The 16,549-nt window shown below is 63.5% G+C and carries 11 protein-coding genes; 8 read left to right on the forward strand and 3 right to left on the reverse strand.

The features are described 5' to 3' along the window. Positions 1–75: 75 nt before the first annotated feature. From OXT71_10020 to OXT71_10050, 7 genes are all read left to right on the forward strand, one after another. Positions 76–1,578 carry a hypothetical protein gene (locus tag OXT71_10020; GenBank protein MDE2926721.1) on the forward strand — a complete coding sequence of 501 codons (1,503 nt, stop codon included), beginning with the start codon at positions 76–78 and terminating at the stop codon, positions 1,576–1,578. Positions 1,579–1,654: 76 nt separating this feature from the next. Continuing rightward, positions 1,655–4,255: a PSD1 and planctomycete cytochrome C domain-containing protein gene (locus OXT71_10025; protein MDE2926722.1), complete on the forward strand. Its 2,601-nt coding sequence runs from the start codon at positions 1,655–1,657 to the stop codon at positions 4,253–4,255. A gap of 4 nt (positions 4,256–4,259) precedes the next feature. Then, complete coding sequence (locus OXT71_10030; GenBank protein ID MDE2926723.1) at positions 4,260–5,711, forward strand: DUF1501 domain-containing protein; 1,452 nt, start codon at positions 4,260–4,262, stop codon at positions 5,709–5,711. Positions 5,712–5,751: 40 nt separating this feature from the next. Next, entirely contained in the window at positions 5,752–6,189 is a 438-nt protein-coding gene (locus OXT71_10035) for an OsmC family protein (GenBank protein ID MDE2926724.1), read from the forward strand. Between the two features lie 75 nt (positions 6,190–6,264). Next, positions 6,265–6,837, forward strand: a complete 573-nt coding sequence (locus OXT71_10040; protein MDE2926725.1) for a hypothetical protein — start codon at positions 6,265–6,267, stop codon at positions 6,835–6,837. Positions 6,838–7,145: 308 nt separating this feature from the next. Beyond that, positions 7,146–7,436, forward strand: coding sequence for a type II toxin-antitoxin system RelE/ParE family toxin (locus tag OXT71_10045; protein MDE2926726.1), 291 nt, complete (start codon positions 7,146–7,148; stop codon positions 7,434–7,436). Positions 7,437–7,449: 13 nt separating this feature from the next. Then, positions 7,450–7,755, forward strand: coding sequence for a putative addiction module antidote protein (locus OXT71_10050; GenBank protein MDE2926727.1), 306 nt, complete (start codon positions 7,450–7,452; stop codon positions 7,753–7,755). Positions 7,756–7,861: 106 nt separating this feature from the next. Here OXT71_10050 and OXT71_10055 read toward each other — a convergent pair whose 3' ends face one another. From OXT71_10055 to OXT71_10065, 3 genes are all read right to left on the reverse strand, one after another. Next, entirely contained in the window at positions 7,862–8,296 is a 435-nt protein-coding gene (locus OXT71_10055) for a hypothetical protein (protein MDE2926728.1), read from the reverse strand. A 183-nt stretch (positions 8,297–8,479) separates the two neighbouring features. Beyond that, on the reverse strand, positions 8,480–8,887 hold the full coding sequence (locus OXT71_10060) for a PIN domain-containing protein (GenBank protein MDE2926729.1): 408 nt from the start codon (positions 8,885–8,887) through the stop codon (positions 8,480–8,482). Further along, positions 8,884–9,129 carry a type II toxin-antitoxin system prevent-host-death family antitoxin gene (locus OXT71_10065; GenBank protein MDE2926730.1) on the reverse strand — a complete coding sequence of 82 codons (246 nt, stop codon included), beginning with the start codon at positions 9,127–9,129 and terminating at the stop codon, positions 8,884–8,886. The genes OXT71_10060 and OXT71_10065 overlap by 4 nt, the downstream gene beginning before the upstream one ends. 332 nt (positions 9,130–9,461) lie before the next feature. On the opposite strand from OXT71_10065, the gene OXT71_10070 reads away from it, so the two are divergent. Further along, entirely contained in the window at positions 9,462–16,523 is a 7,062-nt protein-coding gene (locus OXT71_10070) for an acyltransferase domain-containing protein (protein ID MDE2926731.1), read from the forward strand. Positions 16,524–16,549: the final 26 nt, after the last annotated feature.

Consider the following 16,549-nt stretch of genomic DNA (forward strand, 5'->3'; position numbering starts at 1 on the left):
ACCAGCAACATTCATGGTGACATCCCGACTGAGGACACCCGGATCTGCGAGAATGCTCCAGTCTGGAGGAAATATATGAGGAAAAGACCGATATTCATCATTTTCGCCGCTCTCGTGTTCGGTTCAACGGCGGCGCTGGCCGGCAGCGCCCACAAGTCGACGACCGAACCCATCGAAATCGGCTCCCGCCTGGAACCCTTCGTCGACGATTACCTGATCGAAAGCATGAGCGGCGGCCTCTCCCTGCGCATGCACCGGCCCCGGCTCACCGATCCGGTGCTCAAGTTCGACGCTCCCTGGGAAGGGCCCGGCAATCACTACATCACCGTCTTCAAGGACGGGGACCTCTACCGCATGTACTACCGGTGCGTGCGGGCCGGGGACATGCCGGCCAGCGGCAAGGGGTGGCCCATGAACACGTGTTACGCCGAGAGCCGCGACGGCACGAATTGGACCCGGCCCAAGCTGGGCCTCATCGAATTCGAAGGGAGCAAGGAGAACAACATCATCCTCACCGGACCCCCAGGGGACTGGGGGAGCCCCACCAGCAATTTCTTCGCCTTTCGGGACAGCAATCCCCAGGTGGCGCCGGAGGAACAATACAAGGGAGTGGGGGGCATCAACCGCGGGCTCTACCTCCTCGTATCCGCCGACGGAATCCACTGGAAGGCCAAGGGCAGCGAGCCCTACATGAAGCACGGCATGTCCACGGTCCCCATGATCAACGGCTTCGACAGCCACAACGTGATCTTCTGGGACGCCGGACGGGAGCGCTACCAGGCCTATATTCGGGACATGTACCTGTCGCCGGGACTCGGCGAAAGGACCCGGAGCGTCCGGGTAGCGACGTCCGAAGATTTTGCCAACTGGAGCTACCCCGATTGGATCGACATGGGAGAAGCTCCGCCGGATCAGCTCTACACCTTCTCCGCGACGCCCTATTTCAGGGCGCCGCACATCTACGTGGCTTTTCCCAAGAGACTGTTGAAGTACCGGAACTCCGGGCTGCCGGAGAAATACGACTCCCTTCGTGGAATCGGCCTCTCCGACTCGGTCTTCATGTTCAGCCGCGACGGCGCGAACTGGGACCGGCGTTACCTGGAGGCCTTCGTCCGCCCCGGGTCGGATCCCCTCGACTGGACCGACCGGAGCAACTACGTGGCGGCCGGCCTGGTGCCGACCGGGCCCGATGAGATGTCGGTCTATGTGCTGAGGCACTTTCGGCTCCCCAGCATCAATCTGCGCCGGGGAGTCCTGCGCGCCGACGGTTTCGTCTCCGTCAACGCCACCTACGGGGGCGGGGAACTGGTGACCCGGCCCCTGATCTTCCAGGGCAAGAACCTGGTCATGAACTACGCCACGTCGGCGGCGGGAAGCGTGCGGGTGGAGATTCAGGACGAAGACGGCAATCCGTTGCCGGGATACGGCCTGATGCAGGCGGTGGAGCATTTCGGCAACAGCATCGAGCAGGTCGTCACCTGGGACCGGGGCTCGGATCTGTCCCATCTGGCCGGCCAGGCCGTGCGCCTACGTATGCTGGTCCGGGACGGCGACCTCTATTCGATCCGGTTCCAATGACGCCATGAAGGCCTTGCCGCGGTTGACTTTTGACGCTGATTCCATGTAGGAACTAGCCCAGTCCGGGAAGAATCTCTTGAAGCCTTTCAACCTCGTAAGCCTGACCATTTGCCTGTTGTCGGCCGGCTTGGCCGCACCGCTGCCGGAGGAGTCGTCCGACCTGCCGCCGCCGGCCGGGAAGACCGTCGATTTCTCGAGGGACGTGGCGCCGTTGCTGGAGAGCCGCTGCTACCTCTGTCACGGCCCGCAGCAGCAGATGAAGGGCCTGCGGCTCGACCGGGCCGAAGACGCGTTGCGGGGAGGAGAGTCGGGCGCCGTGATTCGGCCCGGGGACAGCTCTCGAAGCCGGCTCATCCAACTCGTCGCCGGTGTGATCCCGGATCAGGTCATGCCGCCTGGCGGGAAGGGGCTCTCTTCAGATGAGGTCGGGCTCCTGCGCGCCTGGATCGACCAGGGCGCCCGCTGGCCGGAGCTCGACGCGGACGCGGGTCCTGAAAAGGCGCGAACCGAGTCTTCGCACTGGGCTTTCCGGTCCCTCATCCGCCCCGTTCCGCCTGCGGTGAAGGAGGCGTCCTGGGTCCGGAACCCGGTGGATCGGTTCGTTCTGGCCAAATTGGAGGCCGAGGGGGTCGGGCCTTCTCCCGAAGCGGACAAGTCGACTCTCATCAGGCGTCTCAGCCTGGATCTGACCGGGCTCCCCCCCACGCTGGCCGAGGTGGATGCGTTTCTTGATGAGGTGACCGATAGCGCCTACGAGAATGCCGTGGACCGCCTTCTGGAGTCGTCCCACTTTGGGGAGAAGTGGGCCCGCCACTGGTTGGATCTGGCCCGGTATTCCGACAGCGACGGCTACCGCCAGGACGATTTCCGGCGCCACGCCTGGCGCTATCGGCACTGGGTCATCCAGGCCCTGAACCGGGATATGCCCTTCGATCGGTTCACCGTGGAGCAGATCGCCGGAGACCTGCTCCCGGACGGCGGAATCGAGGCCAGGGTGGCCACCGGGTTCCACCGCAATACCCCCAGCAACCGCGAGGGCGGGACCAACATGGTGCAGTTCCGCTTCGAGCAGGTGATCAACCGGATCAACACGGTGGGGACGGTCTGGCTGGGACTCACGGTGGGCTGCGCCCAGTGCCACGATCACAAGTACGATCCCTTGAGCCAGAAGGACTACTACCGGCTTTTCTCCTTCTTCAATGACGCGGAGGAGGTGAACATCGACGCTCCTTTGCCGGGGGAAATAGGGCCCTACTTGCGGGAGGTGGCCTCCTATCGGAAAAAGCGAGCCGAGTTGTTGGCCGAATACCGGGTGCCCGAACTCCAGCCGGCGTGGGAGGCCAAGCTGATGGAGGCCATGGCCAATCCGGGCCGGTGGCAGAACTGGGACAAGGCGGTGGGGACGGTCCGGGTCGGCGACATGCACCCCGTGTACGGGATGGGGGAGAAGATCCTCCGGAAGGACCCGTCGGAACGGAGTGAGAAGGAATCCAAGATCCTCACCGAGCATTTCGTCCGGTACTCCAGTCAAGTGGTGCCCAAGAAGGTCTACGAGGAAAAGCTCAAGTTTGGGGAGCTGCTGAAGAAGCTCAAAGAGTTGGAGGCCGGGTTCCCGGCTCTGAGCCAGGCACAGACCATCGCCACCGAGGCGGACGGCCGTTCCACCCATATTCACGTCCGTGGCGAGTTCAACCGCATGGGGGATCCCGTGGAGCCGGGCGTGCCCGGATTTCTGCACCCGGAGGTGGACGATTCGTCTCCTCCCAGGAAGCGTCTGGCCGATTGGATCGTCAGTCCAGAGAATCCCCTCACGGCGAGAGTGACGGTCAACCGCCTGTGGCAGGAGCTGTTCGGACGCGGCCTCGTCTTCACCACGGAGAATTTCGGGCTCCAGGGAGAAGAACCGTCTCATCCCCAACTTCTGGACTGGCTGGCCAGCGAATTCCGCGAGAACGGCTGGAGCATGAAGGACGCCATCAAGACCATGGTGATGTCCGCCGCCTATCGTCAATCCTCTGCGGTCCGGCCGGAACTGCAGTCCAGCGACCCGGACAACGTCCTGCTGGCTCGGCAGACGCGGATGCGGTTGCCGGCGGAGTTGATCCGCGATTCGGCATTGGCGGTGAGCGGGCTGTTGAATCCCTCCGTTGGGGGGAAGAGCGTTCGACCTCCCCAACCCGGGGGAAAAATGCAACGGAGAAAGTGGGTGGCGAGCGAGGGTCAGGACCGGTATCGCCGCGGTCTCTACATCCAGTACCAACGCATGTTCCCGTACCCCTTTCTGGCCAATTTCGACATGCCGGGCGGTTATGATGCCGTTTGCCGCCGGGGCCGGTCCAACTCTCCTCTGCAGGCTCTGAATCTGCTCAACGACGAGGTTTTCTTCGAAGCCGCCCAGGCGCTGGCGGTCCGGATTCTCGCGGAAGGACCCGCCGACCCCCGGGAACGCCTTGAGCACGCTTTCCGGATCTGTCTCGCCCGGCCGCCGGCGCCTGACGAACTGGAGTGGATGGAGACGGCCATGCGCCGCCAATCGGAGATTCTGGAGCAGGAACAGGAATTGGCGCAGTTGACCCTTCCCGTGGAGATTCCCGGAATCGCTCCGTCGGAGGCGGCCTCCTGGGTCGGCGCCAGCCGGATCCTCTTGAACCTGGACGAGTTCATCACGCGGGAGTAGTCCCATGAGCCCTGACCACTTTGGACCTCTGTCAAATCGGCGCCTGTTCCTGGAGCGGACGGCGGCCGGCTTCGGATCCCTCGCCTTGGCCCACCTCATGGCCAGCGAAGGACTGACCGCGGCCGTGCCCAATGGGAACGGAATAACGAATCCCCTGGAGCCCAAGGGACCTCATTTCCCGGCTACGGCCAAGCACGTGATTTTCCTCTACATGTCGGGAGGACCCAGTCAGGTCGATCTCTTTGACCCCAAACCGGCCCTGAAGAAGTGGCACGGACAGCAGTTGCCCGTTTCCCTGAGAAAAAACCTGAAGCAGGCTTTCCTGAAGCCCACGGCCACCCTCATGGGCAGCCCCCGGGAATTCAAGGCCCATGGGCAATGCGGCACCGAGTTTTCCGACTACCTTCCCTATACGGGGGCCCACGCTGACGACATCTGCCTGATTCGCACCATGCAGACCGACGCGGTGAACCACGACCCGGGCGAGCTGCTCCTCAACGCGGGCACCAGCATCCTGGGGCATCCCACCATGGGATCATGGGTGACCTACGGCCTGGGAAGCGAGTCGCAGGATCTTCCGGGCTACGTGGTGTTGAGCACGGGCAGCCGGCCCAGCGCGGGTGAGAACAACTGGTCCAACGGCTTCCTGCCTTCCATCTACCAGGGGACCCCGTTCATGAGCACCGGGGATCCCATCCTCTACCTGTCGGATCCGCCCGGCGTCAATTCCAGCATTCAGCGAGTCCACCTGGATGCGCTCCGGCTCCTGAATGAGAAACGGTTCCGGGAAACCGGCGACGCCGAGATCGGCGCCCGCATCGCCTCGTACGAACTGGCCTTCCGGATGCAGATGGCGGCCCCGGAACTGCTGGATTTCTCACAGGAGTCTCCGAAGCTGCTGGAGGAGTACGGCGTCAACCGGGAAGGCAAGCGGGCCAAGTCGTACGCGGTCAACTGCCTCCTGGCCCGAAGGCTGGTGGAGCGGGGGGTCCGGTTCGTCATGCTCAACCACGCCAACTGGGACTTCCACCACCAGATCGACAAGAGGCTGAGGGACTATTGCCACGATACGGACCAGCCCACGGCCGCGCTCCTGAAGGATCTGAAACAGCGGGGACTGCTGGAGGACACCCTGGTGTTGTGGGGCGGCGAGTTCGGCCGCACGCCCATGGGAGAGCCGGAGATCCACGGCGGAGATCCGGGACGCGACCACCATCCCACCTGCTTCAGCATGTGGATGGCCGGCGGCGGCATCCGCGGCGGACAGGTGGTGGGCCGATCCGACGAGCTGGGCCTGTATCCGGTGGAGGACCCGGTGCATGTCCACGATCTCCAGGCCACGCTCCTGCACTGCCTGGGACTGGATCACACCCGCCTCACCTACCATCACATGGGCCGCGACTTCCGGCTGACGGACGTGGGCGGCAACGTGGTGAACAAGCTGCTGAACGCCTGAATCCAAAAGATTTCACGAGTCCGATCAGGGGGAAACGAACATGGGAGAGTTGAAGCTCGCGTACAAAGCCAGAAGCTACAGCACCGGAACCCTGGGCCGGGCCATCTGCAGCGCCCGGAGCCACCATTTCGTGGCCGACGACCTGGGCGGGGAAGAGGTGGGAGCCGGCGAACTCTTCTTCTCCGGCGTCGCCGCCTGCGCCGTCAACATGGTGGAGCGAATCGCCGCGGCCGACGAGACCCCGCTGGAGTGGATGGACGTCTCGGTGGAGGCCTACCGCGACCCCGATCAGGAACCCGGTGAATTGACCCTCTACGATTCGGTCCGGGTCCGGATCGAAATGTGGGGGGTGAGCGACGACGACGCCGAAGTGCTGACGGCGCTCTGGAAGGCGCGCTGTCCCCTCTACGGCACGGTCGCCGCCGCGACTCCCGACACCACCGTCTCTTTGGCATCCCACACCGGGTCCCGGCGCTGACTGTTCGGCGCTGAGAAGACCGGTTCTAAATCGGAATTGCCTGTCCGGTAACGGGTTGCCTTTGCTGTTGAGTGGATGTTTCCCCAGGAATCCTTCACTATCAATCCGTACCTGAACCAAAAGGACGGCCAACTCTTTAGCGCCGGAGAGAGGCTATTCCCTTCCCCACGAAATAATGAACGCTTCAGCACTGAGTTGATTTTCTCCATGGCACAGGCCCTGGAGGAGAAGATCGCCGGTCGTCTGACGCCGCCGCTTGCGCGACTCGTGGAAACGGTTGAGGGACTCCGCCAGGATCGATCGACCGATGCCAGCCAGATGATCGAGCGGGTGCTCGGACGATTCGCCGACGCCATGCAGGAACGGACCGGATCTCAATTCGACGAGATGGCATCGATCGTCACGGACCTGAACCGCACCTTGAAGAACGCGGCCGAAAGCATGGCCCAGAGTCAGCAGGATGTCCGCGCGGCGCTGGATTCGGACATGACCACGGTCAGGAAATCGATGGACGCCGGAGCCGCCTCGATGACCGAAACGCTCCAGCAGTCGCTTGGCGATGTGACCCGTGTGCTTGCAAGGAACGTTCGTCTGATCGATCGCCATCAACTGCATCTTCTTCGGTCGTTTCTCCACCAAGACCACTAAAGCTCTTCTCCCCAGACTGCCGAGCGGTGGCGAAGACGGTCCACCACGCTGTAGCCATTGAGTTGGTGAATGAGGGATCTTTTATTGAGACCCCACGTGTATGCCAAGGGTCCCTTGGGAAGAACGCCTTGGCGGACGGGAAGAATTGGGTGCTGGCCTTCGTCGTTGAACAACTTACCCGGCGGACCTTCTGCCGTTTGTTGTGAGGGCAAGGCAGATGCTTCCTCAAGCCCGAAGGCACATCGCTTCGCGCGAGAAATCCAACGGCAGGCTTGCCACATCTGTATCCTGTGGGATACAATGGTCCAGTGTTCGAGATTCGACAAACCGAAGCCTACGCTCGATGGTTTGAGAGGCTATCGGATCGGCGGGCTCGAGCTCGCATCGACGCCCGAATCAGGCGGCTTTCGCTGGGAAATCCCGGCGACGTGAGGCCAGTTGGGAAGGGTGTTTCGGAACTGCGAGTTCACTACGGCCCAGGTTACCGCGTGTATTTTGTACGGCGGGAACGGACAGTGGTGATCCTGCTGGCAGGCGGCGAAAAGACGACCCAGGAACGAGATATAAGGAAGGCGTACGCCTTGGCGCATCAACTATAGGGGAGAGATAGTCATGGCAACGATAAAGACCCGTCCATGGGATGCGGCCGAACATCTCGAGACCGAAGAGGACATGGCCGCATATTTGGAAGCGGCGCTCGAAGATGGCGATCCTGGGTTGATATTTGCTGTATTGGGCGACATCGCGCGGGCCAAGGGAATGACCACAATCGCCCGAAACGCGGGTCTGGGGCGGGAGAGTCTTTACAAGGCGCTATCTCCTGACGGCAATCCGAGATTCTCCACCGTGCTCAAGGTCGTCCAAACGCTGGGACTCCAGCTTCACGCGGCGCCGGCTCGAGGTTCGGCCAATCGGTGACGGTGTGGTGCGTCCTGCCGCGCGCCCGTGCAAGACCCGTTCAATCACAATGGAGAACCGGCGCGACAACCCTCATTCCTGGTTCAGCATGACGCCGGCCGCCAGCTTACTTGTCGCACCGTAGCAGACACATGCCCATCGCGCCCAGGAGCGGGGGCAGTGCTGCGTCGATGAAGCCCCAGACCAGCGTGACGGTGTCGTCTCCCACCGCGGTAAAGCCGGGGCTCACGTAGTTGAACCAGTTCCAGAAGAACAGGATTCCTACGAAGATGAATCCGTAGAATAGTGTGTTGGCTGCCAGATAGTAGCGAGTGACGGGAGCATCGTCGCCCTCGGCGTCGGCCCGCCGCTTGCAGCCGTAGCTCAATATCAGGCTCAGCGCGACGGCAATCGCCATCAGCGGGTTGATGTAGCTCCAGTTCGGTGTGTAGGGATGGGCTTCGGTGGAGGTGTAATACAGCGGCTCGATGATCGTATGGACCGCAACGATGACCGCAACCGCGATCAGATAGATGCCGATGATCCTTTTGAGAGCTTCCATTGGATTCTGCCTCCTGTTCCGCTTCTTCGATCATGTATCTTCTGTTCCAGCCACGTCAAAGGAACGCCCGCACGGAAGGGTTCCGGCGGCATTGAAATGACCGGAAGATCTTCAACGGCGCACGACTGCCGCCGGGACCATCAATAGCGTTGGACAGGCCAACGGCTGGGAATTTCGGGCGAATCAAGGAACGACCTCAAAGCCCATCCGCCGGAAGTGATGGTCCAACGTCAGGACCCTCCGAATTCGCAGTTCTCGCATGACCACGAAGCTGCAGCAGTTGGTGAAGGAGAAGTCCTTGTCACGGTAGCCGAAAAACAGCGATCGTGCGCGCTCTCTTCGTGCTTCACCGACCGACTCGATGCGACGCCGGGTCGACCCTTCTATCTGCCGCCACCAGGCTTCCGCGGCGTCGAGGCCGAGGCGGAACCGGATCGTGGTCAGCGTCTCGTCGACCACGTAGTCGGTCGTCACCAGGATGCCGCCCTCCGAAAGCCATCGATCCCGAGCTTCCCGCACGGACGGGCCTGAGATATCGGCACTGTCAGCGGCAGCAATCCATGCGGCCGTATCCACGAAGATGGACTTCATCGATACAACAAGTCGTCGTGCTTCACGGCGGCGTCTCCCGAGCCCGAAGATCCGACGGGCGCGGCCCGGTAAAGGGAATCCGATTCCAAGGGCACGCTTTCGACAGAGGGAGTGCCTACCGGGACGATATCGAATGCCGGGCGGCTCCGGTACAGAACGGTAAACTTGTCCCCATGTCTCACCCTCTCGACGACCTCCTTCAATTTCTCCCGGAGCTGCTTGGCGTTTAGAACCTCATGCATCGGAGTGCTCTCGTCAAAAAGTTCAACTTAAGTTAATCTTTTCTGAGAATTGAGGCAAGTGTGCCGCGCCCAATCGTGCTGGTATCGGCGGTGCAACCTGGGAGGGTTTGTTGTGAGGACGAGGCGAGCATCGGTATCATGGGAGTGGTTTGCTCGTAACGATTGAAGGGGATTGCATTTCGATGTGTTCTTATCGCCGTCGCCAAACCGGCGGTATTCTCCTGTTTTCCAGGTGACGCGGTCGGGCCGTCGCGCCGGGTCGGACTCCCGCTCAGATCCTTGAGCCATTTCCCTCAGTGATTGAAGTCGCGAGACGATGACCGGAGAGAAACATGAGTTCCCATAGTCGCGAAGACGCCGTTGCGATCGTCGGTTACGCCTACCGCATGCCGGGTGGAATCCGGACCGACGACGACTTCTGGAGCTTGCTCAGCGAACGCGAGATCGTTCGGGAACCGATCACCGAACGTTACGGAAGGGGCTACCGGCCCATCGGAGAGTTCTCCGGGCCGGGCCGGTTTGCCAGCGCATACGAAGGGCTGATCCGCGAGGAAGGGGAGAAGCTCTTCGATCGCAGCCTTTTCGGAATGTCGCACCACGAAATGCTGTCCGCCGACCCGCACGTGCGGATGCTGTTGACGTGCACCTGGGAGACCTGCGAGCAAGCGGGATGGGACTTGCAGTCGTTGCACAACAGCCGCACCGGCGTGTTCGTCGGCGCACAGGTGCCGGCCACCTCCAACTGGCGCAGGCCGCTCGGTGCAACCGAGTTCTCCATCGCCAGCATCAGCGTGGCCATGCTGGCCAACCGGATCTCCTATCACTTCAACCTGATGGGGCCGTCGCTCGCTTGTTGCACCGCTTGCTCCGCCAGCTTGACCGCATTGCACACGGCGTTGAACGCGCTCCGCTCCGGCGACTGCGAACAAGCCTTCGTCGGGTCGGCCAACTACCTGGGGTCCGCTCGCCTCAGCACCGGGTTCAATGCCTTGGGCGTCATCAGTCCGGACGGGAGATGCCACTCCTTCGACGCGGAAGCCAACGGATACATGCGCTCGGAAGGCGCGTTCGTCTTCGCCGTCAAACCCTTGGCGGCGGCCGAACGGGACGGGGACCCCATCCACGCCGTGGTGGAGTCGACAGCGATCAATGCGGCCGGCGCGGCCGATGGCGCCGTCGGAATGGCGGCGGGGCGGTACATCACCGCACCCACCCGGCATGCGCAGGTGGAGTTGATGCGCACGGCGTGCGCCCGGGCCGGCCGCGCACCGCAGGACTTCGACTATATCGAAGCCCACGCCACCGGCACCGTGGTGGGCGACCGCATCGAAGGCAACGCCATCGGCGAAGCGTTCGGCGGCGGGCGCACGGCGCCCCTGCGGGTTGCAAGCGTGAAGAGCAACGTGGGGCACATGGAAGCGGCGGCTTTCACGTGCGCCCTGCTCAAGGTCGTGTTGATGATGCGGCGCCGGACCTTCGCGCCGGTGTCGAAAAACTACCTGGTTCCGAATCCGGAGATCGACTTCGAAAGTTGTCCGATGCAGGTGCAGACCGGCTGCGAGCCGTTCCCCGACCACCCGGTGGTGGTCGGTATCAACTCGTTCGGTTTCGGCGGTTCCAACGGGCACTGCGTGGTCCGGGAATACCGGCCCGAGCACCGTCCCATCTGGTCGGTGCCGCTGGCGCGGGAAGCAGGATTCATGATCCCCCTGTCGGCGCGGACGCCGGGGGCGCTGAAACAGAGCGCGCGCAAGCTGCGGGAAGCGCTCGACGATCGGGAGATGGACCTGTATACCTTGGCAGGCAATCTCAGCCGCCGCCGCACCCATTTTGCCGCGCGAACCTCATTTGCGGCACGCACCCGGAAGGAATTGATCGAGGCATTGAAGGGCTTTGAGAGTGATCCCGTTCCCATCAGCACGGTCGACGACGGAGAGCGCCGAATCGCCATGGTGTTCTCCGGTCAGGGAACACAGTGGGCGGGTTGCGGCCGCGCGCTGTACGAGTCCGACCCTGTTTTTCGCCGCGTCATCGATGCCATCGAGGAACACTGGCGGGAACACTCCGATATCTCGTTGCGCGACGCCTGTTTCTCCGCTCCGCAAGAAGCACTCAACGAAGTCCAGTTGGCCCAGCCCGCCATATTCATGCTTCAGTGCGCGTTGGTGGAACTGTTCAAGACCTGGGGCGTCTACCCCGACTGTGTGGCCGGACACAGCTCCGGCGAGGTGGCTGCGGCCTATGCCTGTGGGGCGCTGTCTTTGGCGGAGGCGACGCGCCTCGTGTTCCATCGCGCCAGGTTGCAGCAGCGCACGGCCGGGTCGGGCCGCATGCTGGCCATCGGCCTGGATCGGCCGGGCGTCGAGGAACTGCTCGAGACCTTGCGTGTGGCCTTGCAGCCCGGGGCAGGTGGGGCGGCGCACGTCGAGATCGCTTGCGAGAACGCACCGGCCAGCACGGTCATCTGCGGCAAGGAGGCCATTTTGCGCCCCATCATGGAAGAGTTGGACCGCCGCCACCTGCAGAATCGCCTGATTCCGGGCAACATCGCCTTTCATTCCAGTGCCATGGAGCCGATCCACGAGAACGCACTCTCGGCTCTGACCTTCCTGAACGACTGCGCGTTCGACTCTGACCTGCCCATGGTTTCCTCAGTGACCGGCGTCGAGACGAAGAAGCTGGACAACGACTACTGGTGGTCGAACATACGGCGGCCCGTAAGGTTCTCGGCGGCGATGGAGACCATGGTGCGGAATCACCGGCCCGATGTCTTTCTGGAAATCGCACCGCACAGCGCCTTGCAGCCCACCATCGTGCAGTGCCTGGAAGGCAATGCCGAGGGGCCGGCCTGCATTCCGACGCTGATTCGCGACACCGACGTCTGCCTCGGATTTCAGGAAGCTCTCGGAGCCCTGTTCCGGGCCGGCGTGGACCTGGACTTCGCCGTCCAATTCCCTCGCCCCGAGCCGATCGCCCACCTGCTGCCAGGGTATCCCCGCGACGATCAGGGGGCATCCGACGAGATGAGCGACGATGAAATGTTCCTCGATCTGGGCGAGTATGCCCACGGTCCACTGATCGGCCATCGGGTCCCGTGCGAACATCTACTGTTCGAAGCCCGGCTCTCGGAGCGGGACTTTCCCTGGTTGGCGGAGCATCGGGTGCACCATGCTTCGATCATGCCGGCAGCCGGCTACATCGAACTGCTCCTGCAGGCGTTCGGTGGGCATCCGTTGCACGTGGAAACACTGGAATTCCTGCAGCCGTGTCCCATCGGCAAGACGCCGGTTCGGCTGCACACGGAACTCCTTCCGGTGGCCAATGCGCCGGACGAATTCACCTTCACCATCTCGTCCCGTTCCTACGAAATCGACGCGCAAAGTGAAATGCACTCCCGCGGAAAGTTACGTTTGGTGGACAGCGAGTTCCCGGTGAACGTTCCGTTGCGCCTGGCGGATATCGATACGACCGGTTTCGAGCCCTACTACTTCGTGGGCGAGAGCGATTTCTACGAGCGCATCGACGCCAGCCTCGGCGAGACATTCCAGTACGGTCCGTACTTCCGGAACATCAAACGTGTTCTGTGGGAAGGCAATTCGGCCGACTACCTGTTCGACGTCGAAATGGATGAGCAGTTATGGACGACCGGCCGCCAGGAAGGGTATGTCGCGAACCCGGCGCTGCTCGACGGAGGACTTCAAATCTTTCTCTATCATTTGCTCCGCGCGACGGACATCTTCGCCATGCCGCGGCGCGCTCAAGGAGTGACGTTCCTGCGTCCGCCGACCGGTCCGCGTTTGACCTGTTATGTGAAGAAGGAGAAAGACTGGGCGGACGTGAACGAACTGGGGCAGTTCACGGAACGGCGCGGCGAGCGATCCGGGGGCAGCATCCGATTCTACGACGGAGACACCGGCGGCCTGGTTGCGTGTATCGACGCGTACGTCTCGTTCAACTCCAACCCGCGCTGGAATGACCTGCCCCGCAGCAAGCACGTGGTCTCGTGGCAGCCCAAGTTCGTGGAAGAAGCGCAGTCTTTGTTGAACGTCCCGCCGGGCGGCGAGATCGAGGCCGCGGCGGTGATCGCCGCCCTGGAGCAGCCTGCCGGCTCCCCCCGTGCTTGTCACGTCATGGAGGTCGCGGGCGGGCGGACCCCGGAGCAGGCCATCCTCAATCAATGTCTCGACTACATGGCCGGCGGCAACGCTCAAACCGAGTACTGGCTGGTGGGCGCCACACAGGAGCAGGTCCATGCCCACTACGACGCGTTTCATGGCCAGGATTCCGCCGTGCGCTTCGCCCGCCTCGATCTCGCATCAGAGAAGGCGCCGGAGTTGGACGCCGGCCTGATACGGCCGCATGCCGCCGAGCTCCTGATGCTCCATGATGACGCTGCCACGTTCGGACCGGAACAATGGCGCCTGCTGCGCCGTTTGGCGGTCCCCGGCGGCTTGGCGCTGGTGGTCCACGGCAATGGATCATCGATTGAGCCGGACGCCGGCTGGACCACGGTGCGGGCCGGCCGGAGGACGACTCTGCTGCAGGCGCCGGAGCTGGACGCAAACCCGCCCGAACCGCGCCGGCTCGCCGGGCCGCGTTGGGTCATCGGCGAACCGGACAGCCTGGCGGCCGAGTGGTTGGGTTTCCTCGATGCGTCTCAGGCGGTCCCCATTTCCTACTCGGAATTGGAGGCCGGCCGCGTCGGCGCCCTCGCCGACCGGCCTGGAGCGGCCGACCTGGAAGCGATCGACATCATCTGCGGCGCCGATCCGGAAGACCCGACCGGACAACAGTTGGTGACGCGCCTGGTCTCCTTCGTCAAGGCGGTGATCCCCTTCCGCGTGGAGCACGCTCGCCGCCCCTGCCGCCTGACCGTGGTGACCCGCCGCGCCGTATTGGACGTGACGGAACCGCGTGCAGGCGCCGTGTGGGGAGCGTTTCGCAGCATCAGCCAGGAGATCGCCGCGGACGTGGGCGCGGAAGCCGCCATCGATTTTCGGCTGGTGGATCTGGGCGCCGCCGAGGATCTGAAGACGCTGGCCTGGCTCGGCGAGTGCGACCTGCGCGAGCGGGAGCTGGCGGTACGCGGCAACCGGGTGTGGGCGCCGCGCCTGATCCACGTTCGGGAGCGGTCTCCTCTGGTGCCGGCAGGCGAGAATTCGACCTACCGGCTGACCCTGGACAATCCAGGCCAGATCGGCGGTCTGCAGATGAAGACCTGTGAACCCGTCCCGCTGGGGCGGTACGATGTGGAGGTCGACGTGGCGGCGGCGCTCAACTTCCGCGACGTCATGGTGACGCTGGGGTTGCTTCCGGCACTCTCCTACGAGCGATCGGCCCTGGGGCGCTCGGTGGGGATTGAGGCGAGCGGTGTCGTTCGCCGCGTCGGCCCCGCCGTGCGCACCTGCAGCGTCGGCGATGCCGTGGCCTTTACCCAGGGCGGCTGCATCACCAATCGAGCCGTGGTCAAGGACTACCTGGTATTCGTCAAACCTCCGTCTCTGAGCATGGAGGAGGCCGCTTCGGTGCTTTCGGTCTACGTCACCGCCTACTATTCCCTGGTGTATCTCGCACGCCTGCGAAAGGGCCGGCGCGTGCTGATCCACTCCGCCATGGGCGGCGTCGGCCAGGCGGCGATCGCCCTGGCGAAGCACGCGGGGGCGGAGATCTACGCCACGGCCGGAAGCGAGGGCAAACGCGAACAACTGCGCGGGATGGGCGTGCGGGCGGCATTCGATTCCCACAGTTTCGACTGGTACGAAGGGGTCATGGAGGCCACTGCCGGTGAGGGAGTGGACGTGGTCCTGAATTCCCTGTCGGGACGTCATATCGCCCTCTGCCTGGAGGCTTTGCGGCCGGGTGGATGGCACTGCGAGATCGGCAAGGTGGACATCTATGCCGACAACGCCCTCAGCCTGAGCGTCTTCCGCAAGAACCTGCGCTTCGCGGCCATCGACATCGACCGCCTGATGAACGACGACCCGGAGTTGGCGCGCGAGCTTTCCCAGGAGTGCGTGAATCTGCTGGATCAGGGGGCCGTGCCGCCCTTGCCGGTCACGTGCTTCGAATATGGCGACTATGCCCAGGCGCTACGCCTGATGACCACCGGCCGGCACACGGGAAAACTGGTTCTGAAAGCTCCGCCGGAGCCCGGTGCGGAACGTTTCCCCATCGTCGATCTGCGCCCGTATCTCGACCCGGAAGCAACCTATCTGGTCTCAGGCGCGCTTGGCGGATTCGGCCGGCTGTTGCTGCCGTATCTGGCGGCCGCCGGAGCACGCCACGTCACTCTTATGGACCGCGACCCGCGTCGCCGGCGCACCGCCGACTGGGTCCGGAAGACCAGCGCCTTGTGGTACCTCACCGAGGAGATGGAGATCGAAATCGTCCCGGGAAACGTCGCCCGCGAGGCGGACGTCCGGCGGTGTGTGGACGAGTTGGATCGACCGCTCAAGGGCGTGTTCCACCTCGCGGGCGCGTTGGACGACTGCCTGTTGGCCGACCTGACGCCTGAGTCGCTGGCCAAGGTATTCGCGCCGAAAGCGCGCGGCGCCCTCAATCTCCACAACGCGACAGCCGACTGCCCCCTGGACCACTTCGTGCTGTTCTCCTCCGTCGCCTCGACCTTCGGCAACCCGGGACAGATCAACTATAGCGCCGCCAATGGGTTCCTGGACAGCTTGGCCGCCTTCCGCCGCCGCGAAGGGCGGCCCGCGCTCAGCTACAACCTGGCCGCGGTCGCCGAGGCGGGCATGGCTTCGCGCAATCTGCAAGTCCTTCGCCTCACGCGGTCGTCGGGCATGCCGCCGGTCAGCGCCGATTTCTCAGTCAGCAATCTGGACTACGCCATGCGCAGTACGGCAGACCGGGATCACCTCATCACCGCCGTCTTCTCCCGTCCGCCAATGACGGTCGACTCGCCCGACTACATGCGCACCGGACGGTTGCTCAGCAACCCGGACGCATTCTCGGTGGATGTGGGCGGCCAACTGACGCTCGACACCGTCGTGACGCAGATCGCGGGCAAGGTGGCCGAATTGTGCGGCCACGACGAGGGCGGCCCGGAAGAAACGTTGTCCAGCTTCGGCCTGACCTCCATCTCGGTCGCCGAGCTCGGAGCGTTCATCCGGATGCAGTTCAACTATCAGGTCAGCGCGCTGGAACTGATGACCACCGCCTCCTCTCTCTCGCTGGCCCAGGACATCATCCATGGAAAGCACGATGTCGAGGAGGACGAGACCGGAACGGCAGCGGCCGGACGCGACGATGCCGTCCGCGCTGCCGGACAGCACGTCCGCCGTGCGCCCTCGGCTTTCGCCAACCGGCTCGAAGACCACTTCCCGCAGGATCCCGGCGTCGAACCGGGCTTCCTGGCGGAACTCGCAACTCGCTGAAGCCGACAGGCCGGTTCGGAATCCAC

This window comes from Acidobacteriota bacterium, from assembly GCA_028874215.1.
Classification (GTDB): domain Bacteria; phylum Acidobacteriota; class UBA6911; order RPQK01; family JAJDTT01; genus JAJDTT01.